Annotated in this window: 23 protein-coding genes and 1 rRNA gene; 21 read left to right on the forward strand and 3 right to left on the reverse strand. The window is 46.1% G+C overall.

Annotated elements, in window-relative coordinates:
• Together rrf and BLS69_RS29975 are read left to right on the forward strand one after the other, a co-directional pair.
• A 5S ribosomal RNA gene (rrf, locus tag BLS69_RS29970) occupies positions 1-91 on the forward strand; the annotation flags it as partial.
• A 288-nt stretch (positions 92-379) separates the two neighbouring features.
• Positions 380-733, forward strand: a complete 354-nt coding sequence (locus BLS69_RS29975; protein WP_091038950.1) for a FlxA-like family protein — start codon at positions 380-382, stop codon at positions 731-733.
• 160 nt (positions 734-893) lie between these two features.
• On the opposite strand, the gene BLS69_RS29980 is transcribed toward BLS69_RS29975, so the two are convergent.
• A complete protein-coding gene (locus BLS69_RS29980) occupies positions 894-2249 on the reverse strand; it encodes an MATE family efflux transporter (protein WP_091038951.1) in 1356 nt (451 codons plus the stop codon).
• Between the two features lie 162 nt (positions 2250-2411).
• On the opposite strand from BLS69_RS29980, the gene BLS69_RS29985 reads away from it, so the two are divergent.
• The 10 genes from BLS69_RS29985 to BLS69_RS30030 all read left to right on the forward strand — a co-directional run bounded on the left by BLS69_RS29985 (position 2412) and on the right by BLS69_RS30030 (position 11067).
• The gene (locus tag BLS69_RS29985) at positions 2412-3146 is read left to right on the forward strand and encodes a class I SAM-dependent methyltransferase (protein WP_091038953.1); all 735 of its coding nucleotides are present in this window, start codon (positions 2412-2414) and stop codon (positions 3144-3146) included.
• A gap of 231 nt (positions 3147-3377) precedes the next feature.
• Positions 3378-3956 (forward strand): RNA polymerase sigma factor, encoded by a 579-nt coding sequence (locus BLS69_RS29990; RefSeq protein ID WP_091038954.1) that lies wholly within the window; start codon positions 3378-3380, stop codon positions 3954-3956.
• Complete coding sequence (locus tag BLS69_RS29995) at positions 3953-5230, forward strand: hypothetical protein (RefSeq protein ID WP_091038956.1); 1278 nt, start codon at positions 3953-3955, stop codon at positions 5228-5230. Before BLS69_RS29990 ends, BLS69_RS29995 begins: the two co-directional genes overlap by 4 nt.
• 59 nt (positions 5231-5289) lie before the next feature.
• Positions 5290-5748, forward strand: coding sequence for a 2-thiouracil desulfurase family protein (locus tag BLS69_RS30000; protein WP_091038958.1), 459 nt, complete (start codon positions 5290-5292; stop codon positions 5746-5748).
• A 216-nt stretch (positions 5749-5964) separates the two neighbouring features.
• Positions 5965-6642: an NAD(P)H-dependent oxidoreductase gene (locus tag BLS69_RS30005; RefSeq protein ID WP_091038959.1), complete on the forward strand. Its 678-nt coding sequence runs from the start codon at positions 5965-5967 to the stop codon at positions 6640-6642.
• A gap of 139 nt (positions 6643-6781) precedes the next feature.
• On the forward strand, positions 6782-7225 hold the full coding sequence (locus BLS69_RS30010) for a MarR family winged helix-turn-helix transcriptional regulator (protein ID WP_340400362.1): 444 nt from the start codon (positions 6782-6784) through the stop codon (positions 7223-7225).
• Between the two features lie 166 nt (positions 7226-7391).
• Positions 7392-7973: an NAD(P)H-dependent oxidoreductase gene (locus BLS69_RS30015; RefSeq protein WP_091038961.1), complete on the forward strand. Its 582-nt coding sequence runs from the start codon at positions 7392-7394 to the stop codon at positions 7971-7973.
• 114 nt (positions 7974-8087) lie between these two features.
• Positions 8088-8399, forward strand: a complete 312-nt coding sequence (locus BLS69_RS30020; protein ID WP_036668255.1) for an ArsR/SmtB family transcription factor — start codon at positions 8088-8090, stop codon at positions 8397-8399.
• A 159-nt stretch (positions 8400-8558) separates the two neighbouring features.
• On the forward strand, positions 8559-9593 hold the full coding sequence (locus BLS69_RS30025) for an LLM class flavin-dependent oxidoreductase (RefSeq protein ID WP_051449565.1): 1035 nt from the start codon (positions 8559-8561) through the stop codon (positions 9591-9593).
• Between the two features lie 313 nt (positions 9594-9906).
• Positions 9907-11067, forward strand: coding sequence for an AI-2E family transporter (locus BLS69_RS30030; protein ID WP_036614215.1), 1161 nt, complete (start codon positions 9907-9909; stop codon positions 11065-11067).
• A 151-nt stretch (positions 11068-11218) separates the two neighbouring features.
• Here the strand turns inward: BLS69_RS30030 and BLS69_RS30035 are convergent, their stop codons facing one another.
• Complete coding sequence (locus BLS69_RS30035; protein ID WP_036614212.1) at positions 11219-11590, reverse strand: ArsR/SmtB family transcription factor; 372 nt, start codon at positions 11588-11590, stop codon at positions 11219-11221.
• Positions 11591-11900: 310 nt separating this feature from the next.
• On the opposite strand from BLS69_RS30035, the gene BLS69_RS30040 reads away from it, so the two are divergent.
• From BLS69_RS30040 to BLS69_RS30070, 7 genes are all read left to right on the forward strand, one after another.
• A complete protein-coding gene (locus BLS69_RS30040) occupies positions 11901-14249 on the forward strand; it encodes a heavy metal translocating P-type ATPase (RefSeq protein WP_091038963.1) in 2349 nt (782 codons plus the stop codon).
• A 207-nt stretch (positions 14250-14456) separates the two neighbouring features.
• Entirely contained in the window at positions 14457-14825 is a 369-nt protein-coding gene (locus BLS69_RS30045) for an SdpI family protein (RefSeq protein WP_165980459.1), read from the forward strand.
• Between the two features lie 191 nt (positions 14826-15016).
• Complete coding sequence (locus BLS69_RS30050) at positions 15017-15469, forward strand: MerR family transcriptional regulator (protein WP_091038966.1); 453 nt, start codon at positions 15017-15019, stop codon at positions 15467-15469.
• Positions 15470-15698: 229 nt separating this feature from the next.
• Positions 15699-16919, forward strand: coding sequence for an MFS transporter (locus BLS69_RS30055; RefSeq protein WP_062837652.1), 1221 nt, complete (start codon positions 15699-15701; stop codon positions 16917-16919).
• 18 nt (positions 16920-16937) lie between these two features.
• Positions 16938-17360, forward strand: coding sequence for a universal stress protein (locus tag BLS69_RS30060; protein ID WP_091038968.1), 423 nt, complete (start codon positions 16938-16940; stop codon positions 17358-17360).
• Positions 17361-17604: 244 nt separating this feature from the next.
• Complete coding sequence (locus BLS69_RS30065) at positions 17605-19029, forward strand: aldehyde dehydrogenase family protein (RefSeq protein WP_091038969.1); 1425 nt, start codon at positions 17605-17607, stop codon at positions 19027-19029.
• A gap of 367 nt (positions 19030-19396) precedes the next feature.
• Positions 19397-20209: a MerR family transcriptional regulator gene (locus BLS69_RS30070; RefSeq protein ID WP_091038970.1), complete on the forward strand. Its 813-nt coding sequence runs from the start codon at positions 19397-19399 to the stop codon at positions 20207-20209.
• Positions 20210-20360: 151 nt separating this feature from the next.
• On the opposite strand, the gene BLS69_RS30075 is transcribed toward BLS69_RS30070, so the two are convergent.
• Complete coding sequence (locus BLS69_RS30075) at positions 20361-20858, reverse strand: GAF domain-containing protein (protein WP_091038971.1); 498 nt, start codon at positions 20856-20858, stop codon at positions 20361-20363.
• A gap of 185 nt (positions 20859-21043) precedes the next feature.
• On the opposite strand from BLS69_RS30075, the gene BLS69_RS30080 reads away from it, so the two are divergent.
• Together BLS69_RS30080 and BLS69_RS30085 are read left to right on the forward strand one after the other, a co-directional pair.
• Positions 21044-21340: a hypothetical protein gene (locus tag BLS69_RS30080; RefSeq protein WP_036614170.1), complete on the forward strand. Its 297-nt coding sequence runs from the start codon at positions 21044-21046 to the stop codon at positions 21338-21340.
• 199 nt (positions 21341-21539) lie between these two features.
• Positions 21540-22112 (forward strand): GNAT family N-acetyltransferase, encoded by a 573-nt coding sequence (locus tag BLS69_RS30085; protein ID WP_091038972.1) that lies wholly within the window; start codon positions 21540-21542, stop codon positions 22110-22112.
• The last annotated feature ends 67 nt before the right edge of the window (positions 22113-22179 follow it).

The following is a 22179-nucleotide window of genomic DNA, read 5'->3' on the forward strand; positions in this document are numbered from 1 at the left end:
ACACGTACCCATCCCGAACACGACCGTTAAGCCCTCTAGCGCCGATGGTACTTGGACCGCAGGGTCCTGGGAGAGTAGGACGCCGCCAAGCAATATGAAGACACACTTGAATGATTTCGAGTGTGTCTTTTTTTTGTGTTACTATTTTCTGCCGAGAAACAAACTAACTATATAGATAAGACAGCATCAATATAATCATTTATATGTGAAGACTCTCAGTATTAATAATTGGACTACGGATTAATGCTGATATACATACTTCCAATAAAAATGATCAACTTCTGTTTCTTAGCTCCTTCAGCAACCTTTCAGTTGAATTTAACGTACGTTTCAATGGAATAGGGTATAGTGAAGCCAAGTAAAGAGGAGGAGAACTATAATGAATATATCTTCTACAGCCAGCTCCACAACATCATACATATCGACATCTTCGAGCTCCGACAATTCAAGTAGCTTGGAGAAACAAAAGTCGAAGCTTGAGGCTCAACTGGAGAAAGTACAATCCAGCAAGGACGATGAGAAGACGAAGGATACAAAGACCAAACAGCTTGAACAACAGATCAAACAGATTGAGGCACAGATTGCACAGCAAAGCTCTCAAGGAGCCGGTACAACCGTTGCTAAGGAGGCGCCACCTGCCCAACCTCCATCCAATGGAAAGGGTGTAGCTACCCCAAAGGAAATTGCTAATGCAACAACAGATAGTAATGGCCGATTTGATATACGTATCTAGTTGCTTACATCTAATGTAGGATAAAACAAAGCCCTGACCGATCTATATTAATCGTGCAGGGCTTTGTTTATTTGTCTGTTAAATTATTGATGAGGTCTACCTACATGCTACCTTCGTATCATGTATCTTCTATCTGATGCCGCTATATTATCTGTTACCGTTATTCAGACTGCAACGCGTGTATTCGATCCGTAAGGGATCGTTTTCTATAGTACAGGGCTATGGTTGCAAGAACCAGCATTTCGGACAGCGGTACGGCAAGCCATACACCCGTGACACCAAAGAATGAAGGCAGAATCGCAATCAACGCTATCATGATAATCATTTCACGCGCAGTTGTAATCCAGATGGCCATTTTGGCATTACCTACAGATTGGAAGTAGGTGCTCATGACAAAGTTAACACCCATGAATACATAGGCAAATGTAAATATGCGTAATCCGTATACGGCATTATCCGTTACGTCGCTGCTGAAGTTTCCAAAGATTTGCACGAAATAAGGTGCACCGATTTGAACAACAACCAGTAACAACAGACCGCATGCGAGAGCTGTTTTAGTGGCTAAACGTATCGTTTGTTGTACCCGTTTAATCTGATTGGCACCGTGATAATAGCTGATCAGAGGTTGGGCAGCGGATGCCAGACCCAGGAAAGCCAACAATACAACACCATGAATATAGTTCAATACGGTAAAGGATGCTACACCATCCGTTCCCGCAATACGGTCCATGGAGATATTGTGAGAGACAGAGAAGACCGACATGCCGAGTTCAGCCAGAAAGCTGGGGAAACCAATGAGTAGAAGGGAAGCCAGCAGTTTGTTGTTCCATTTGAACCGGGTGAACGTGAGATTATTTATTTTTTTGAAAAAATGAGTGAACAGGACAAGTAGCGCAAGAGACGCCGATACAATTGTACCGAGGGCCACACCGCGTACACCCCATTCGAGTACATACAATGTTATATAATTGATGATGATATTGGCTACAGCAAACGTAATTTGAGCGTACATGGATGTGTTGGGGTTCCCATCGTTTCGTACAAAGACAGAGAGTGCATTCTCAATGGTGAAAACAAACCCGAACAATAACATGATATTCATATAGTCCGAAGCAAACGGGAAGGTCTCGGCGTTAGCACCGAGGGAGTATACCAGCTTGTCTTTGAACGTAAATGCAGTATATCCAATGGCTATCGTAACTAACATAATGAGCATAATAGATTTGGTGAAAATTTGTTTGGCTGATGTGATATCTTTTCTACCCATCGCGTTGGAGTACAAGGTTGCCCCGCCCATACCAATCCACAGTGACATGGCAACAAAAAGCGTGTAGACAGGAGAGGCAATGCCGATCCCGGCCATCGCGGTAGAGCCCAGTTTGTGTCCAACCATAATGCCGTCGATAATAAAATTAAAAGCAACTACCAGCATCCCCAATACAGAAGGCACGAGGTAGCTTATAAAAGCTTTACCTACAGATTGCCCTTCCAGTGGATGCGTCCATTTCGTATTCATATTAACCTCCGTTAATAAACTGAATGTTCATTCTGTATTAAATAATACTGAACGTTCGTTCTGTATGATAACACGGCTTGAATTCTCTTGGCAACTTTTGCGTTTAAATATCGTTTATGTGGTAGAGTAGGTGGATATTTATAAGGCGGGAGGAATCGCTTAATGAAACAAAATAAATACGATGAAGTTGAGTTTTTTGATAACTATAGTAAGATGGCACGTTCCATTCAAGGGCTAGATGCAGCGGGGGAGTGGCATGAACTACAGACTCTTTTGCCTGATTTGAAGGACAAGCGTGTGCTGGATTTGGGATGTGGCTTTGGTTGGCACTGCCGGTATGCGCGAGAGCAACAAGCGAGTTCAGTGATCGGTGTAGATCTGTCTGAAAATATGCTTCAGCGTGCTCGTGAAATGACGGACGATCGGCAGATCGAGTACAAGCAGCTGGCGATTGAAGATATTGATTTTGCAGCTGGACAATTTGATGTTGTGATCAGTTCACTTGCTTTGCATTATATTGAAAGGTTAGACACGGTGTATGCTAAGATCAATGATTGTCTCGTAGAAGGGGGCACATTTGTACTATCTTCCGAACATCCCATCTTCACTGCTCGTGCTGCGCAGGATTGGCATTACGGACCCACAGGTGAGATCCTGCACTGGCCCGTGGATGATTACCACGATGAAGGGAAACGTGTGGCGAACTTTTTGAATCAGGATGTGGTCAAATATCATCGCACACTGGCAACACATCTCAATGAACTTATTAAGGCGGGGTTTGCTATTCAGAAGGTGGCTGAATCCAAACCATCACCGGAGATGATTGAACAGGTTCCTGGCATGCGAGACGAGAATCGGAGACCGATGTTTCTGATGATTGCTGCGGTGAAAGTATAACGATGAAAATGATACGTTAGACTAGAGGGCAGAAAGAAACTGAGGGAGCGGAGCGTTCGCTTAAAAGCTTTCTGATAGAGATCACTAACTAAGTGAACTTGAAGGAATCAGCGTGTTCAGCGATGTTGAACATGCTGTTTTTTTTATTTTGCTACAATAATAAGAAATAATGTCCAAAACAGGGAACCAAACCACATTAGAATCAGTCGTATTAAGTGAGGTGAACAACAGTTGGATGATCAATTACTAGCAAAGGCTCAGACTATAGACAATTACACACTTAGCAGCATGATGGATGACTACGGAAACGATGTGTGGAATTACGCTTATTTTCTGACCAAAAGTGCCGAACAGGCAGATGAATTGTCACAGGAGGTATTTATTCGGGCGTACTCAGGGATCGCTCATTATCGTGGAGATTGCTCACTGAAAACATGGCTGTTGACGATTACTAGGAACACCACTTTTACATATCGAAAATCCAGATTTTTTCGTAGCAGTCTGTGGGGAGAGACGTTACCCATTGAGACAGAGCATGGGGATTCGAACCAAAGAGTCATGATTGCAGAGCAGCCTGCACATCCTTCGGCGGAGATGGAAGTGATGCGTAAGGAGCATATCCATGAAATCTGGGATATTGTTCTGGCGTTGCCAAAGAAGTTCCGGGAGATTCTTTTACTGAATCTGAAATATGAGCTTACGACGAGTGAGATTGCTGAGATGTTGAAAATCAGCTTAGGCACAGTAAAATCCAGACTTTCCCGAGGTAAGGATAAGGTACGGAAACAATGGGAGGAGCGAAGCGAATGAGACACAAGGATGAGCAATGGGAAAAGGAAATCCGGAAGGGACCGTTTGCGTCGTCTCCTTTTACAGAGGATCACAAGCGAAAGGTGCTTCAACAGGTGGAGTGGATGAAGAAGTCGGAAGTGGGAAGCAAGGGAGATAGGCCAGAGAGCAGATCCAGGTTGTCCAGGCCGCAAGTAGGCAACGTGTCACACAAGCGTCGCCCTAGAAGAGGACCTCTTGTTGCAGGCGCGGGTGCATTGGTTATTGCCGCTGGATTGTTCCTATGGATCTGGGATGATGGACAGCTGGTGAAACCCGTAATCGAGCAGGTCTATCCGACAGCAGCGTTACAGTTATCTGATGGTTTGAACACGAATCTGCTAACCGACAAAATGAAAAGAAATGTTGCGACTACGATGCGAGATGATCTGGGTAAACAGCTGAAGATTACGAAAGTGGGAGACTTGCCTGTGTCCGGCAGAATATATGTAGAGGCTGGTAGCGAAAGCGAGAAGGAGTATGCGCAGATATGGCTCGATGCGACAACAGGAAATCTGCGTGAAGTACAGATGAGACGTGAGATGCAGCCAAGCGAACTGGAACACCGTTATTTGCGTCAAGTTCCATCGCTTTTGCAAAGTATAGGCAGCACTCCAACGCTTAAACCTGCATCAGTCCAACGTTTTGTGAGTATGAAGCAAGGGGAAATGGAGCCGATATCACATACGACATTATGGTTAGAAAATGAGACTGGCGATGGTTATGGGGAGATTGTATGGCAACAGGACAAGGCTGTCTCGATCACAGGCGACCTTAGACCTGATCAAGTATCCCAGGCAGCGCTGACGGATGCCAGAAACGCGATTGAGGCTCTGTCTGGTAAAGCCAATCTTGATCTGGTAAGAGTAAGCCGAAGTAAAGATGATGAACTTGGCAAGGATACAGTCTTTTTTTCCTTTAAAGATAACTACTTTGTGCAGATGACCGAAGGAAAAGAGGGCTTGGGCTATACCGTAGGGGATGCTAATTATTATGAGCAACAAGAAATAGGCAACATCGAAGAGATGGAGGCTTATCATGAAAAATTATATAATATTGATGAGTCTCTTCTTAGAGAAAAAGTGGGGCCAATAGTTAAGAAGATATTTAACATTGATTTTGACGCCTATAAACTACACAGAAATGCTGAGCAATTGGGAGTCGTCACATTTGAACTGGAGTCGAGCACCGATGTTTTTCAGGTTGAATACAGGGAAGATGGACGGATCAAGATGATCACCAGAGGCGAGTTATAGGGCTTGATCTTACGTGTTACAATTTACTTCATAGATGGAATGGGTATAAGGAGATAACGATGAAATATTTGGTGAGTTCATGTCTGGCAGGGGTAGCTTGCCGTTACAATGGAACAGCGAGCCTGGATGAGAAGATTCAGGAGCTGGTGGAGCAGGAGCAGGCTAAGATGGTATGTCCGGAGCTGCTTGGCGGATTCTCCACTCCACGGGAACCGGCTGAAATTATCGGTGGCACGGGCAAGGACGTACTGGCAGGCACTGCAAAAGTGATCGAGAAAAGCGGCAAGGACGTCACAGAGCTGTATATCAAGGGAGCCTATCAGACGCTCGAATGGGCCAAAAAATTGAATGTATCGTGTGTGGTACTGAAGGAGTTTAGTCCGTCCTGTGGTACACAGATGATCTATGATGGGAATTTTGCCAATCACAAGGTCACTGGAGAAGGTGTCACCTCAGCATTGCTGAGACAAGAAGGATATACCGTCATTTCTGAAAATGAATGGATGAATCAATTGTAAACTTCATGTGTGAGATTATGCCGTCTAGGAGAAGATTTATGTCCTGCAGCGGCTATTTTCCTTGTTAGGATACAATACTTACTTTTAGAAACTGAGAAACAATAATGTGCGTACTTTTCATTTTCGGATATAGATTCTAAACTAATACTTAAGTAAATCAAAAACTAGAGACTGACGATTCAACATAAAAAATATATAAAAAGGACGTGGAGTTTCATGGAAGTTACAGCAAAGTCAAAGACAAAGGAAGACATCTTAAAAGCTTATCATTTCCGGCATGCAACAAAGATATTTGATGATACCCGCAAAATCTCGGATGAGGATTTCCAATTTATATTGGAAACAGGCAGATTATCTCCAAGTTCCATTGGTCTTGAACCGTGGAAGTTTCTGATTGTACAAAATCCAAACCTGCGTAAGCGTCTGTCCGAAGTCTCTTCCGGCGCTCAAAAACAATTGGCTACAGCAAGCCATTTTGTTGTTATTTTGGCCCGATCAGATGCCAGTTATAATTCTCCTTATGCGGAGTACATGTTGAAGGAAACAAAGGGAATGCCAAATAACGTATTTGAGCTAACAAGTGAGGCTTATGGAAAGTTCCAAAATAACCAGAAAATTCTGGATAATCCACGATCATTATTCGACTGGGCATCCAAACAGACGTATATTGCACTCGGCAACATGATGACGGCGGCAGCTCAAATCGAGATTGATTCTTGTCCAATCGAAGGTTTCAGCCGTGAGGACGTCCACCGTATTATGGAAGAAGAGGGCTTGCTGGAAAATGGCGCATGGGGCGTCTCTATGATGGCAGCCTTCGGTTATCGGGCAGAGGAGCCCGCGCGTGAGAAGTCCCGACAATCCGTTGAGAAAATCACGCAATGGATTAACTGAATTCAGCGTGAATCTAACATGAATTCAAAAACGATTATCTAAGATCTAACATTATAGATCAGGATCAAAGTAGTATCGAAACAGCCCGATGGAAAGGGCTGTTTTTCTTTTTTATGAAAAAGAACTTGAAAATACATAGATGTCTATGTATAATAAGGTCATGCCTAAATACAACGCAATTGCACTGATTGCAAGAATCAGGGACCATGTCAACAAACGGATTGTACACGAATTGGAACAGCATGAGGTAACAGGGATTGTTCCTTCTCATGGAGATGTATTGATGTTCTTGTACCGGGAAGAGACGCTGTCGATCAAGATGTTGGCTGAACGTGTTCAACGCACGCAACCAACGGTAACGGTACTGGTCAACAAGCTTGAGAAGCTTGGCTATGTTGAACGTAGCAAGAGTGCCGAAGATAGCCGAGTGACGATGATTCGCCTAACCGAACAGGGGAAGCGACTCGAACCGATCTTCCATCAGGTATCAGAGCAGATTAATGACATCATCTATAGTGGCCTGTCCGATGAACAGTCGGAGCAATTGGAGAGCTTGCTGTCCATTATTGTCCGAAAGTTATAATGAATGAACTCTTCTGTCTGCAACCCTTCCAGATTTGACTGGGGTGGAGGCAGAGGAGCCAAAATATTTTTTTACCCATATACATAGATATCTATGTATGCGGGAACGTATCAATGTAACCCATTTTCGCAACCTAACTCAAACCAAACCTGGAGGGATTCACACTATGAAACATCTTATCGTATATGCTCACCCACACACAGACAGCTTGAATAACGCAATCCTCAATACTGCTGTAGAAGCTCTCGAAGCTCAATGCCATGAAGTAGTCGTTCGTGACTTGTACAAGCTTGAATTCCAACCCGTACTGACTGAAGCTGACACAGCTTCCATGCGAGCAGGACAGACACCACAGGATATCGCTACAGAGCAACAGTTTGTTACAGATGCAGAAGCCATTACATTCATCTATCCGATCTGGTGGACAGGTCTTCCTGCCATTATCAAAGGATATGTTGACCGTGTATTCGCCTATGGTTTTGCATATGCAGCGGGTGAAGCGGGTATCGAGAAATTGCTGACAGGCAAAAAAGGCCTCATCATCAACACACATGGTACACCAAGTGAAATTTATGATCAAATTGGCATGACTGCTGGACTGAAATTAACTTCAGACGTAGGTATCTTCGATTTTGTAGGCATTGAAGCCGTAGATCATCTGCTCTTTGGAAGTATTGGATACCTGGATGCACCCGCATATCAAGCCATGTTGGATCAGGTTAAACAAACGGTTACAACCAAATTCTAATATGGATGTTGATTCCAAATACGGATTCCATATGATACCAGACCGACTCGATCATGAGTCGGTTTGTTTGTTCATGTGTTTGCAAAATGGTTGAAAGGGGGTATAATCGTACCCATGGAACCTATACTTATATTCAAAGCATTATCGAACGAGACACGTAGACAAATCTTGTTGTGGCTCAAAAACCCGGAGCAACACTTTCCACCGCTGGAACTATCTCAGCATCCGGATGGTGGCAAGAACGGAATCTGTGTTGGCACGATTCAAGTGAAGGCTGGACTGGCTCAGTCGGTTATATCCAGTTATCTGCTGACCATGCTCAAGGCAGGGTTGCTGCTCTCCGAGCGAAGAGGACAATGGACGTATTATCGGCGCAACGAAGAGACGATTCGTCAGTTTGCCGAGTACGTGCAGAACGAGTTATAAGCCGGATGCCGGAACGGAAGCTAGGATGCACATGCAGGCAGGGATTCCGTCCGGATGTAAACGGCTAGTTTATCATCACATCACCCTATCCAGTTGTGATTTAATTAATCTATATATCTGGATATACAAAAATATAATCATCAAGGAGATTAAACGATAATGACTACAGAAAATACAGCTTCATCCCATAAAGAACATATTAATGACGTTAAGCTTTCCATCCTGGATTTGGCTCCTGTTGTAGTAGGTGCAACACCAGCTGATGCTTTGCGCAACAGTTTGGATCTGGCGCAGCATGCAGAGCGTTGGGGATATCACCGTTACTGGGTAGCTGAACATCACAACATGCCGGGTATTGCTTCATCCGCAACTTCGGTTGTTATTGGATATCTGGCTGGTGGAACCAAAACGATTCGTCTGGGTTCAGGAGGCATCATGTTGCCTAACCATGCACCGCTTGTCATCGCTGAGCAGTTCGGCACACTGGAGTCCTTGTATCCTGGCAGAATTGACTTGGGACTGGGTCGCGCACCAGGTAGTGACCGCCGTACATCGCTTGCGTTACGCAAAGATCTGAACAGTGGGGAAGATTTCCCTGAGCTGTTGGCAGAACTTAGAGCATACTTTGATGCTTCGGCGACATCTTATCATGCGCCTGTTCGCGCAGTTCCTGGAGAAGGATTGAATATTCCAATCTACCTGTTGGGGTCCAGTGATTTCAGTGCACGTCTGGCAGGTCAGCTGGGATTGCCGTTTGCTTTTGCCAGCCACTTCTCGCCCGATTACACCCGTATTGCACTGGAGACGTATCGAAACAATTTCCAACCATCTGATAGCTTGAAGGAGCCACATGTGATTGTTGGTGTTAACGCTGTTGTTGCGGATACAGACGAGGAAGCAGCATGGCTGGGTACAACGATGCAACAGCAGTTCCTGAACATTATTCGCGGCACAACGGGATTGGTACAGCCTCCGGCAGAGATGGAAGGCAAATGGACGGATCGTGAGAAAGCTGGTGTTGAGCAGACGCTGAAGGCAGCTGTTAATGGTTCACCAGAAACCGTACGTGGACAGTTGGAATCCTTCATTCGGCAGACGCAGGCAGATGAGCTGATTATTACGTCGATGATCTATGATCATAAGGCACGTCTGCATTCCTATGAGTTAATCGCACAATTGGCGGGAAAAGCTTAATCTTCATTTTTTAGCGTAAAAGCTGGCTTAATGGTAGGGTATAGCTATAAATTTACGGTTCGTCTCCCAGTGAGGCGAGCCGTTTTTGAATAGGGAGAATTTGCAAATGTTTCGTGTGGGGCAGAAGACTCATTTTGGGGTAAAATGACTTTACCGGTTTAATTTGAAACGGTTAATCAGCACCATACGTATAAATCCAGAGTGTTATACATATGTTGGCTTGTACAAGGTACTTTTTTATTCGTGTGTAGGGCATTTATCTAGCTTAATAGTTAAGTTTTGATTAAGGGTCATAAGAGAGGACGACACGCCTATGGAGCAACCTGAGCAACCCCGCGTTTGGCCGGAGCGGTTCAAGCGATTTTTTCTTAACAACAAGTTTGTGCTATTTCTGCTAATTCTGCTGTTGGTGGGACTGAACGTGATGGTTCTGACCAAAGTATCCTTTGTTCTTCATCCGCTAGCAGTACTCATCAAAACCATTGTACTTCCTATTATTCTGTCAGGAATACTCTATTATCTGCTGAATCCGATTGTGGATGTGATGGAAAGGTGGAAAATCAAGCGTGGCTGGTCCATTCTGATCCTGTATCTTGCGATTGGAGGCATTCTGACAGTCGTAGTATTGGCGGTCATTCCAGTTGTGCGTAACCAGATTGTGGGGCTGATTGAAAATTTCCCAACGTACAGTGAGACGGTAAAACAGCAGTTTGAGGAGCTTACGGGCAGTAAATTGTTCGGTCAGTTCCAGGAAACGGTGAATCTGAATTCGCAGGACTGGTGGGGAACAATCTCCCAAAAGGCTACTGAAATTCTGAACTCGACCTGGACCAAATTGGGCGGATTCCTCGGAGCTTTCACGGAGACCGTGCTGTCCATCGTAACGGTTCCGTTCATTCTGTTCTATCTGCTGAAAGACGGCAAAAAGCTACCAGCGAAGATTCTGTCTTTCCTGCCAATCAAGAGTCGTACGGGTGCAATGCATGTACTGGAAGACATCAATCACCAGATCAGTTCATTCATTCGTGGACAGATTATCGTCAGCTTCTGCATCGGTATTCTGCTCTACATCGGTTATATGGTCATTGGTCTGGATTATGCATTGATTCTTGCAATTATTGCATCGTTCACAAGTGTTGTTCCGTATCTGGGACCTGCAATTGCGATTACACCAGCATTAATCGTGGCACTTGTCACTTCGCCGGTGATGCTGCTGAAGATGGTCGCCGTATGGACGATCGTACAGTTAATCGAAGGTAAATTCATCTCACCACAGATCATGGGCAAAACGCTGAAGATTCATCCCATCACGATTATCTTTGTCATTTTGACTTCGGGTAATCTGTTTGGAGTCGTGGGAATTCTGCTCGCTGTTCCAGGATACGCGGTGCTGAAAGTATGTGTATCGCATATCTTCAACTGGTTCAAGGACAGATCCGGCCTGTACGATCCAAACAAGAACAATCTTTTATAACCGAAGTGGCAAGCTCCAAGAGATAGTTAATCAGAAGATATAGTAACTTTGAATCCTGTATAAAACGGTGCCCTTACCAAGAAGAACCCCCGTCCATCGGCATATAGCCGAGAGGCGGGGGTTCTTCTGCATGAACAAGCTTGGCTGCAGCCTAGCTGTGTTTAATATGTTGGAGCGTTTGCAGGAAAATCTGCTCAATATGAGCATCATCCAGAGAGTAGTACACGGTCTTGCCTTCCTTGCGCCGCTTGACGATCCGCATGTTGCGGAGTGAACGCAGCTGGTGTGAAATGGCCGACTGCCCCATGTCGAGCAGAACCGTCAGGTCATGAACACATAATTCCTTCTGTAACAGTGCATCAATAATACGTAGACGTGTGGGGTCGCTGAATGCCTTGAACCAATCTGCCATCTCGGAAGACGTCTCCCGATCTATGAGTGAAGTGCGAATCGTCTGCACGTCGGCTTCAGTACCTGAGCAGGCTGCATCACATTCGCTTGGTGCTTTAACCGGTTGTTCCATTTCCTATCACCGCCTATGTTAACTCAACATTTTGCATAATTCGATTTAACCATGTGTAAGTACATTGTTGATTGGAATTCACTGGTTCGGATTTATGCAAAAGTTTAACTATAGCTCTATTATATCCAAAACCCGCCTAAAGCGAAATGATTACTATTAGCATAATCTGTATGAAAAATCAACAACGATTGTTGACACTCATGTTTAGGCGTGCATATAATAGGGGTAACCAAACATATGAATGAGTGCTCATATATTGAATACAATTGAAATATAACATCGTTTTTGTACTGCAAAGGGGAGAATTCACATGGGAACCGGACAGGAACAGGTGAAAAGGGAACTGCTGCTTGATGGACTGGATTGTGCGAACTGCGCATTAAAGATCGAGAATGGCGTCAAAAAAATTAAGGGCATTAACGAATGCTCTGTCAATTTTGTTACCAAAACATTATCGCTACACACCACTTCCGACATGGATGAACAGGTAGTGGAAGAAGCAAAACGCAAAGTGCTTCGGCTGGAGCCGCATATTCGCATTTCGGAAAAAGGAAAACATGTGAACGGACATGTGCACACCCATACAGGGAGTGCAGGTAGTGCAAATAACCACAGTCATGACCATACTGGACATGATCATGGACATTCACATTCACATGGCAAACACTCGCATACTCATGATCATGGACATTCGCAGGGCCACGCACATGGTCATGTGCATGAGCACGGAAGTCATGCTGGACATGATCACAGCCATACCCATGATGATGCCCATGCAGGCCACTCGCATGAACATGGTGCAGGACAGACAAAAGTGTTGCTTGCTCGTCTTGCTGCAGGTTCTGTGCTGCTCGCAGCTGCGATCTGGTCGCCGCTGGAGGGCTGGGCACAGTTTACGCTATATGCGCTCGCTTATCTGATTGCCGGGGGAGACATCGTGCTCCAGGCGTCCAAAAACATCATCCGCGGTCAGGTGTTCGATGAATACTTCCTGATGTCCGTCGCTACCTTGGGTGCCTTTGCTATTGGAGAGTATCCGGAAGGGGTAGCCGTCATGCTCTTTTATCAGCTTGGGGAGCTGTTTCAGGGCATGGCGGTTAATCGGTCACGCAAGTCGATTCAGTCACTGATGGACATTCGCCCGGACTACGCGAATATCCTGACAGGTTCGGGTGACGAGACCCGTCGTGTATCTCCGGAAGACGTACGGATTGGTGATCGTATTGTCGTGAAAGCAGGAGAGCGAGTACCGCTGGATGGTATCGTTAGAGCTGGGCGTTCCATGGTGGACACTTCTGCTCTGACAGGTGAATCCGTACCTCGTGAGCTGGAGTCCGGAAGTGACGTACTGAGTGGATTTGTGAACAAAAATGGTATGTTGACGATTGAAGTGACCAAAACGTTTGGTGAATCAACGGTATCCAAAATTTTGGACCTGGTACAGAACGCGAGCAGCCGGAAAGCGAAAACAGAACATTTTATCAGTAAATTTGCTCGTTATTACACACCGGTTGTTGTTATCCTTGCAGCCGTGATTGCATTTGTTCCACCGTTGATACTTAGTGGTGCAACATTTGCTGACTGGATCTATCGTGCATTGGTCTTCCTGGTTATCTCTTGCCCTTGTGCGTTGGTGGTCTCTATTCCACTTGGATTCTTTGGTGGTATCGGAGCGGCTTCACGTAACGGGATTCTTGTCAAAGGCAGTAACTACCTTGAAGCGTTGAACGATGTGAAGGTTGTTGTTTTTGATAAAACGGGCACACTAACCAAAGGTGTATTCAAAGTAACAGCCATTCGTCCCGAAGGTGGACGTACGGAAGATGAACTGATGAAGCTGGCAGCCATTGCTGAAGCGAATTCCAATCATCCGATTGCCGAATCCATTCGCGCAACTTGGGCCAAGGCCATTCCCACGCAAGGTGTGGAAGGTTATGATGAAGTTGCCGGACATGGGATCAAGGTGAGTGTGGATGGTCGGGAAGTGCTGGCAGGCAACGTCAAATTAATGGAGCAGGCGGGTATATCGTATAGCACACCAGGGACGACAGGAACGATAGTCCACGTGGCTGAAGCTGGCACGTATGTTGGTCATCTAATTATTGCTGATGAAGTGAAGGATGATGCAGCCGCTGCGATTCAGGCGCTGAAGAAGCTCGGCATCCGCAAAACGGTCATGCTGACAGGAGATGCGAAAGCCGTGGGTGAAGCGGTAGGACGTGAGCTGGGTGTGGATGAGGTCTATGCTGAATTGCTGCCACAGGACAAAGTCGAACGACTGGAGCAACTGGAAGCTGCCAAATCTCCGAAGGAAAAAATGGTGTTTGTCGGTGACGGTATCAACGATACCCCTGTGTTGGCACGCGCCGATGTGGGCGTGGCGATGGGTGGACTCGGTTCAGATGCCGCGATTGAAGCGGCAGATGTGGTCATCATGACCGATGAACCGTCGAAACTGGCGAGCGCAATCCGCATTGCTAAGCGTACACGAATGATTGTGTGGCAAAATATCGCGTTTGCTCTGGGGGTTAAAGCAGTCTTCTTGCTACTCGGTGTGTTCGGCATAGCTACCATGTGGGAAGCGGTATTCTCGGATGTCGGTGTCACGGTGCTGGCTGTTCTGAACGCCATGCGTGTACTCCGAGTGAAGAATATCTAAGTTTACGAAACGATCCAGGCGGCTCTTCGTATATACGTAGAGCCGTTTTTTTATATTTTTATGTAGAAAAGTCTAACTAGACATTTATACGAGAACGGAGAGGACAGAAATAACCTGAAGAAGCGAAGCTGCATCAGCAGGTTATTCTGTCACCGGAGTGTCAGTGTAAGCAGGTCTATGGAAGACAACAGTGAAGGGGAGAACGTTTTGACAGGAGCAGTAGTAGGGATAATTATCGGAGTGTGTTATTTCATTCTGGGGTTAATGGTGTTCAAAAAACCACCGAAAATGATTAACGGAATATATGGTTATCGGACCCCGCGTGCAATGAGTAATCCCGAGTTGTGGGACGAAGCGCAAAGTTATAGCGCCAATCTGATGATGCAATTTGGTGTAATTATCACGATATTTGGCATTATCGGTTTCTGGCTTACAGATGTACGAGCTTTGGTGCTGAGTCTGGTTGCTACAGGATTTTATACGATCAGACTATTTACCAGAGTTGAAGGCCGGTTGAAGCAAATGCAACGTGCTCAACAGCAACAGCAACAGCAACAGAATGAGCAGAACGTTTAAGGTAAAGTGAATGAATAGTTTACAGAGGAGGACTCGCGTGTGAAGCGGGTCTTTTTTTGTTGAAGATAGAGAATGGAAGGCGATGTTGAACTCGCTAAGGCTTTATGTTTGAAATCTAACGTTGACGTTAACGTTAAAATTATATATAATTATGTACATAACATTACAGACATATGGAAGAGGTGAGGGAAATGAGTTTATATAAAATCGACGACGTAGCCAAGGAATGTGGTTTGACCAAGCGGACCATTCGGTATTATGAAGAGATTGGTGTCATGCCTTCACCTCAGCGGACAGATGGCGGGACGCGATTGTACACTCGAGAGGATATCGATTATCTGAAGAAGGTGGTTCGCGCCAAAGAGGTACTTGGATTTTCCCTTCAGGAGCTACATACCTATGTGGCAACAGCAGATGCCTTGAACGAACAACGTTTTGACTACCAGCAGACGACCGAAGTGAGAGAACGGATTGAGAAGCTCACCACGATGGAAACAACGCTGGATGGTCAGTTGCAACTGATAGAGCAGAAACTTCAGAGCATACATGCCGTAAAGACTGAACTGGAAGAGCTGCGTGAACGCGTTCGGAGCGGTATTCAGAAGTTACAGGCACATGATCCGCAGGGTGATGAAGACGGCTAACCCAATTAGCATCTAATATTTAATAAACAAAACTGTATACACATAATCGCTACATGGAGTGAGCACCATAGTACCTGTGGCGATCCTGTACAAACACCGGATGTTTCGGTGTCATTTGTGCCGTTTTGTTACCTCTAATTCTGAAAATGTATAGAATGTTTTCATTATTTTCATAGTCATTTTCAAATAAAAGTTTCATCACATAAATTATTCACAGGAGGAATTACGTATGAAAAGAGAGCCATCATTACCGGACGAATTGCCGTCATCACGTGGGGGCTTGTTATCCCAACCGCGAGCGGTATGGGCGGTTGCCTTTGCATGTATCATATCCTTTATGGGTCTGGGGCTGGTTGACCCGATCCTGCCCGCGATTGCAGATCAGCTGCATGCTTCGAAAAGCCAGGTGTCGCTGCTATTTACCAGTTATAACGCTGTAACCGGGGTAGCGATGCTGATTACAGGTGTCGTATCCAGCCGGATTGGTGTGAAGTGGACGTTGCTCAGCGGTATATTGCTGATTATTATCTTCTCGTTCCTCGGCGGTACCTCAGACACCGTAGGTGCACTGGTTGGTTACCGTGGCGGTTGGGGACTGGGGAATGCCTTGTTCATCGCAACGGCGTTATCTGCCATTGTTGGACTGTCCACATCGGGGACAGCCAAAGCGATTATTTTGTACGAAGCAGCGCTTGGTCTCGGGATTGCGGTTGGACCGCTGCTTGGTGGTGAGCTGGGTTCCATCTCTTGGCGCGGCCCGTTCTATGGGGTGGCTGTTCTGATGGCGATTGCCTTTATAAGCATTACATTTATGCTGCCCAAAATGGCTAAACCGAAAACACGAAGTTCTTTGTCCGATCCATTCAAAGCATTAAGTTATCCTTCACTGAAAACATTGGCGATTACCGCCTTCCTGTATAACTTTGGATTCTTTACCTTGATGGCTTATTCACCATATGTCATGAATCTGGATGAGCACGGCCTGGGTTACGTATTCTTTGGCTGGGGCTTGATGCTGGCGATTACGTCGGTATTTGTTGCACCAAGATTACAACGCCGATTCGGATCGGTTCCGTCCATGAGTGTCATGCTTACATTGTTCGCGATTGATCTGGTTGTTATGGCAGTAGGTACGGTGATGGGTTCACCAACTACCGTTATTGTTGCAGTCATTGTAGCCGGGATTTTCCTTGGAATTAACAACACATTGATTACAACGGCTGTTATGGAAGCTGCACCTGTGGAGCGTTCTGTTGCTTCTGCTGCATACAGCTTCGTTCGTTTCCTGGGTGGTGCACTTGCTCCATGGCTTGCAGGTAAATTGTCCGAGTGGTTCCTCCCGGAAACGCCGTTTTATTTTGGCGCATTAATGGTTCTGATTGGTGTCGTGGTACTGCTGGTACGCCGTCATCATCTGCGGGATATCGATTCCGCTATTACATCTCATTAATTCACAGGAGGGATTGCAATGCTGAAACATATATTGGTTGCTGTTGATGGTTCGGAACATGCGCATAAGGCTTTGGAACAAGCACTGATCCTGGCTGAAGATATGAAACAACCTGCAAGTCTGTTGATCGTGCATGTTAATCCTACCATCTCCATTAATGAACCTGCATTGGGTGTTGATCTGGAAGCTCGGATTGCCGAAGAAGGGCAGCATATTATAGAACCGGTGACCAGACAGTTGTCCGGACGAGACGTAGCATATGAGACACTGCTGATTGCGGGTGATCCCGTTAATGAGATCTGCCGTGTAGCGCGAGAACGAGATTGTCGAATGATCGTGATGGGAACAGGTGGAAAAGGCATGCTCGCAGAGATGATCGTGGGCAGTGTCAGCCATGGTGTGTTAAAACATGCAGATTGCCCCGTCCTGACGGTTAAATAGGTTGTGAAATCCTTTATAATGCAATAGCTCAAGATCGCCACAATGGCTCATCAGGTACGTTACAAGCTATGATTGCCAAATACCGTAGTGGGTTGATGGAACGGAAATAGTGTATAAATAGATTATATAAATTGAACTGAACTTTTACATGAGACAGCGATTGTATGGTTGTTGTTCTGTCATCGAAGTGGCAGTGTAACATTCTTTAGTTCAATAGGTTCTAAAAGGATGGAGGATGCAGCATATGAAAAAACAACATCTGTTTATCGGTGGCAAACTGACCGAATCCGTAGATTATACAGAACTTCAAGCACCATACTCCGGGGAAACGCTGGCAGAAGTCTCTTCGGCTTCAGCCGAGGAAGCGGAGGCTGCTGTTGTAGCTGCGGTTCAAGCCGGGAAGGCAATGCGCCAGATGCCTGCACATCAGCGTGCAGATATTCTGTACAAGTTGTCCTCCATGCTTGAAGAACGCAAAGAAGAAGCAGCGCGAATCATAGCGCTTGAAGCGGCGAAGCCAATTACGGCAGCACTGGCCGAGGTTGACCGGACGGTGGAAACGTATCGTTTTGCCGCTGAAGAAGCCAAGCGACTGACCGGAGAGACGGTTCCGATGGATGCAGCCAAAGGTGGAGAAGGGCGTATCGGCTATACGATGCGGCAATCTCTAGGTGTCATCGGTGCGATTACACCGTTTAATTTTCCAATGAACCTGGTAGCTCACAAGGTAGGTCCAGCGCTCGCAGCAGGCAATACGATCGTACTCAAACCTGCGGAGCAGACGCCGCTGTCTTCCTATTACATCGCTAATTTGCTGCAGGAAGCCGGACTGCCGGATGGTGCACTGAATGTGGTGAGCGGTGATGGCAAAACCATTGGTGATGTGCTTGTGGAGCACCCCCATGTTGCTCACATTACGTTTACAGGCAGTCCAGCGGTAGGCACGAGCATTCGTAGCAAAGCAGGACTCAAACGAGTGACACTGGAGCTTGGGTCGAATGCGGCGGTGATTGTGGATAAGGACGCAGATCTGGACAAAGTGGTTCCTCGATGTGTGACTGGTGCTTTCACGTATCAGGGACAGGTATGTATCTCACTTCAGCGAATCTACGTACATCGTGACATCTCGGAAGAATTCATCCGGCGTTTTGCTGAAGCGGCCAAACAAGTGGTGGTCGGAGACCCGCTGAGCCCGGATACGGTGGTCTCTGCGCTGATTACCTCCAAGGATGTACAGCGTACACTCGACTGGATTGAAGAAGCTAAACAGGCAGGGGCTGAAGTGGCAGCAGGCGGTCAAGCTGAAGGAGGCGTTCTGCGTCCAACGGTACTGATTAACGTTCCGCGTGATGCCAAGGTATCCTGTCAGGAAGTGTTTGCACCCATCGTTGTGATCAATACGGTAGATTCCGTTGAAGAGGGTATTGAACATGTTAACGACTCGATATACGGGCTTCAGGCAGGCGTATTTACAAATGATATTCATACCGCCCTCCGTGCTGTCGATCAGATCGAAGCAGGTGGAGTTATGATTAATGATATTCCGACGTTCCGTGTGGATCACATGCCCTATGGTGGGGTGAAACAAAGTGGGATTGGGCGTGAAGGTGTAAAATATGCTGTAGAGGAAATGACGGAATTGAAGTTTGTTATGTTTAACAAAGGGTGATTCTCTTCCATTCTTTTACTCAATATACCGTATGCCAATGAAAACATAACCACACACTCCTGTGCCAGAATAATGGCACAGGTTTTTTTATATGAAGATCATGGAAAAAGTTTCAAAAATACATATGGATTCTTCGCTGACTGCGGGTTCACATCTGATGAGACGGGTATAACATAGTTAACATACCGCAACATAACTGACCAAACGCCCTCATATTACCGAAGCATGATGTACCCATCCAGAGAACGAGCGGAATGAAGCGGTACAGCACTGCCGAAAGTCTTATATGCTCTCATTATTCAAATAAAATGCAGTATGAATTAAGCCTGAACTCTGGAGTTGCAGGACAGGCAGGAGGTGTATTCAAATGGCGTATTCCATGGTTGACGTATCGGGAATGTCAGGCGTAAGTCTGAACGAACTGAGCCAGTATGCAGAGACAGGTCTTCTGAATCCGGCCTTTGGGGATGTAGATGAGGACATCTATTATGAAAAGCAGGAATTGCTGAGACTCCAGCAAATTCTTTTCTGTAAGGAAGTAGGTATGAAGGAGAATGAGATTGCCCCGATGCTCCGGGATAATCCTCAGGATGTCATACGCATCATGAAGCAGCATCGCATTGATATTCTGGAGAAGGCACTCCGTCTGCATGGATTGATTCAGACACTGGACAAAACGATCTCTCATTTGCAAGGTGAACATGAACTTGATGAACATGAACTGTATAACGGTTTTGTAAATAAGGGGCGTCACCAGTTGCTGAATGAATCGGGTTTTGACCCTGTAATCAATAAAGATATGAACCATGTGCAGACAGAGGGTGTTCAGAGGTCCGACATCCAATCTTCCAATTCATCCACATTGCCTGAAAATCAGGAGTTGAAGTCAAAAGAAGACTATCTGGATTCCCAGGCGAAAATTGATCAGGTCCATCTCGACTTACAACAGGCCATTGAGGATGGATTGGAACCCGGTAGTGCAAAAGTACAACGGATTATTGGCAGGCATCTTGAATGGATCAAAGGTTATTATACACCCACCGCTGAGATCTATCGGGATTTGGCCAATCTGTATGTAGAGCATAAAAATTTCCGTCAGATGTACGATGGTTACCACCCGAGGCTGGCTGAATTCCTGCGGGATGGGATGATGATTAAAGCGGAACATGATTTATCCTAGATGCATAAAGTAACATGGGCGAGCAAGAACATGGGTGTAAATCATAATGGATAACAAAGAGCGCAGACCTTTGAGAGGACTGCGCTCTTTGTTATTACGGGTTCTTCATCATCGTGTGTGATGAGACTCCGATCACCTTATTCATCATTTCCTAAAGGGGGATGGTTGCCTCCAACTGCTCTGTGAGCAGGCTTACGGCTTTCTCCAGGAAGACGCGGTCTTCGTCGTCAAAACGGTTTTTGATCGGGCTGTCGATATCCAGCACCCCGTACAGTTCGCCGTTTTTGATAATAGGTACGACAATCTCACTGTTTGATGCTGCATCACAGGCAATGTGGCCTGGGAAGGCATGAACATCATCAACGACCAGGGTACGTTTTTCCACAGCAGATGTGCCGCATACACCACGTCCCAATGGAATTCGGATACAGGCAGGCAGTCCTTGGAATGGCCCGAGGACCAGTTCTTTTCCATCATACAGATAGAAGCCGACCCAATTGGTGTCGGTCATAAATACATTGAGCAGCGCAGCAGCGTTGGCCAGATTGGCAATCGCACTAGGTTCATCGCGGATCAGAGCACTTAACTGTCCCAGGACGGCGGTGTGCTGCTCACTTCGTGTTCCTTCATAGGAAACAGCTTGAAACATGGTAAATCACCCTCCCGAGCAAAATGGTACTTATTTTCAAGATAGTGCAGAGGATGCGGTTAGTCAAGCGGAGGATTTCGGAAAGGGAAGGGAATACCAGAAGAATCCTCCTGTTTCTCAGCTTCTTGCGCGGGGTAATTACTTAGCAACCACGGAGGGCTATAACCCGGGAAGGAGCTTGGCTTATGCATGCAGAGGTACAGAATCTTTTTGTACGGATTCATCTACTATATTTCGCGCAAAATCAGGATTTGAACGTTAGCGAGGCACTGCCCCTATTGGAAGAACGGGGATATCGCGTTGGAGAGCGGGAGATCAAGCAGGAGCTTGAACACCTGACACAGGAGAACTTCCTGACTGCCCACGGGGACCAATGGAGCCTAACCGGGACTGGCATCGAAGAATTCAAGGAAATCACGGCTGTGTTTGGCCGGGTTAGCGATGAATTACTGGGGAAGGGCAAGAAAACGTCCAAAGCTTAAAATTCATTTGGACAAGCCATGATTCCGTAATTCACTCAAACTTGAATGGATCCATACGTACAACAAGACCGGGAGCGAAATTGGCCCGGTTTTTTGACATGTGTGCATGACTGAATAGTTGCCATTCGGCGCAGGTTATGATTAGATGACTATTGAATATTATGGTCTGCGGAGATAGATCGGATCGGAGTGTCTTTATATGTATAAATGCAAAGGAAGAATTCCCGAAATGGAGACTGTGCGGCTTCGTCTGCGTAAAATGCGTCGCCGGGATGCGGCCCAGATGTTCGCATGCTGGTCAGATCGCGAGGTGACCCGTTACATGAATCTTGCACCCATGATTGGGACAAGCGAAGCGGCGGACATGATCGCACTGCTCAACCAAATGGCAGGGGAAGAGGATGCGATCCGCTGGGGGATCGAACTCAAAGAAACAGGCAAGCTCATCGGCAGCTGTGGCTTTAACACATGGCAGCTTGAAGGCGCATTCCGGGGTGAGATCGGATATGAGCTGGGACGTGATTATTGGCGCCACGGTTATATGACGGAGGCTTTCTCGGCATTGCTGCCCTTTGGGTATGAGACCATGGGTCTTAATCGAATTGAAGCGCTGGTTGACCCACGCAATCTGGCTTCCGGCGAGTTCCTGACGAACCGCGGCTTCACACGAGAAGGGTTGCTGCGACAGGTGCAGCATACGTCCACCGGATACAAGGATATGGTGATGTATTCGATGCTGTATGATGAGTTCCTTCGCAAGCGAGGTAAATAAAAGAGACAATATATAATTGTTTTTAAATTTACACGTAAACGAAGAAACAGAACAAAGCTGGAGAAGC

Origin of the sequence: Paenibacillus sp. CF095 (genome assembly GCF_900101225.1) — a bacterium.
Lineage (GTDB): Bacteria > Bacillota > Bacilli > Paenibacillales > Paenibacillaceae > Paenibacillus.

What these genes read in the sequence shown, in the direction of transcription:
- BLS69_RS30040 (WP_091038963.1), top strand. Translation starts at nt 11,901, where the DNA reads ATGGGAACCGGACAGGAACAGGTGAAAAGGGAACTGCTGCTTGATGGA.
- BLS69_RS29985 (WP_091038953.1), top strand. Translation starts at nt 2,412, where the DNA reads ATGAAACAAAATAAATACGATGAAGTTGAGTTTTTTGATAACTATAGT.
- BLS69_RS30000 (WP_091038958.1), top strand. Translation starts at nt 5,290, where the DNA reads ATGAAATATTTGGTGAGTTCATGTCTGGCAGGGGTAGCTTGCCGTTAC.
- BLS69_RS29980 (WP_091038951.1), bottom strand. Translation starts at nt 2,249, where the DNA reads ATGAATACGAAATGGACGCATCCACTGGAAGGGCAATCTGTAGGTAAA.
- BLS69_RS30080 (WP_036614170.1), top strand. Translation starts at nt 21,044, where the DNA reads ATGCATGCAGAGGTACAGAATCTTTTTGTACGGATTCATCTACTATAT.
- BLS69_RS30010 (WP_340400362.1), top strand. Translation starts at nt 6,782, where the DNA reads ATGTCTATGTATAATAAGGTCATGCCTAAATACAACGCAATTGCACTG.
- BLS69_RS30015 (WP_091038961.1), top strand. Translation starts at nt 7,392, where the DNA reads ATGAAACATCTTATCGTATATGCTCACCCACACACAGACAGCTTGAAT.
- BLS69_RS30025 (WP_051449565.1), top strand. Translation starts at nt 8,559, where the DNA reads ATGACTACAGAAAATACAGCTTCATCCCATAAAGAACATATTAATGAC.
- BLS69_RS30050 (WP_091038966.1), top strand. Translation starts at nt 15,017, where the DNA reads ATGAGTTTATATAAAATCGACGACGTAGCCAAGGAATGTGGTTTGACC.
- BLS69_RS30070 (WP_091038970.1), top strand. Translation starts at nt 19,397, where the DNA reads ATGGCGTATTCCATGGTTGACGTATCGGGAATGTCAGGCGTAAGTCTG.
- BLS69_RS29975 (WP_091038950.1), top strand. Translation starts at nt 380, where the DNA reads ATGAATATATCTTCTACAGCCAGCTCCACAACATCATACATATCGACA.
- BLS69_RS30030 (WP_036614215.1), top strand. Translation starts at nt 9,907, where the DNA reads ATGGAGCAACCTGAGCAACCCCGCGTTTGGCCGGAGCGGTTCAAGCGA.
- BLS69_RS30065 (WP_091038969.1), top strand. Translation starts at nt 17,605, where the DNA reads ATGAAAAAACAACATCTGTTTATCGGTGGCAAACTGACCGAATCCGTA.
- BLS69_RS30075 (WP_091038971.1), bottom strand. Translation starts at nt 20,858, where the DNA reads ATGTTTCAAGCTGTTTCCTATGAAGGAACACGAAGTGAGCAGCACACC.
- BLS69_RS29995 (WP_091038956.1), top strand. Translation starts at nt 3,953, where the DNA reads ATGAGACACAAGGATGAGCAATGGGAAAAGGAAATCCGGAAGGGACCG.
- BLS69_RS30060 (WP_091038968.1), top strand. Translation starts at nt 16,938, where the DNA reads ATGCTGAAACATATATTGGTTGCTGTTGATGGTTCGGAACATGCGCAT.
- BLS69_RS30035 (WP_036614212.1), bottom strand. Translation starts at nt 11,590, where the DNA reads ATGGAACAACCGGTTAAAGCACCAAGCGAATGTGATGCAGCCTGCTCA.
- BLS69_RS30085 (WP_091038972.1), top strand. Translation starts at nt 21,540, where the DNA reads ATGTATAAATGCAAAGGAAGAATTCCCGAAATGGAGACTGTGCGGCTT.
- BLS69_RS30005 (WP_091038959.1), top strand. Translation starts at nt 5,965, where the DNA reads ATGGAAGTTACAGCAAAGTCAAAGACAAAGGAAGACATCTTAAAAGCT.
- BLS69_RS30055 (WP_062837652.1), top strand. Translation starts at nt 15,699, where the DNA reads ATGAAAAGAGAGCCATCATTACCGGACGAATTGCCGTCATCACGTGGG.
- BLS69_RS30020 (WP_036668255.1), top strand. Translation starts at nt 8,088, where the DNA reads ATGGAACCTATACTTATATTCAAAGCATTATCGAACGAGACACGTAGA.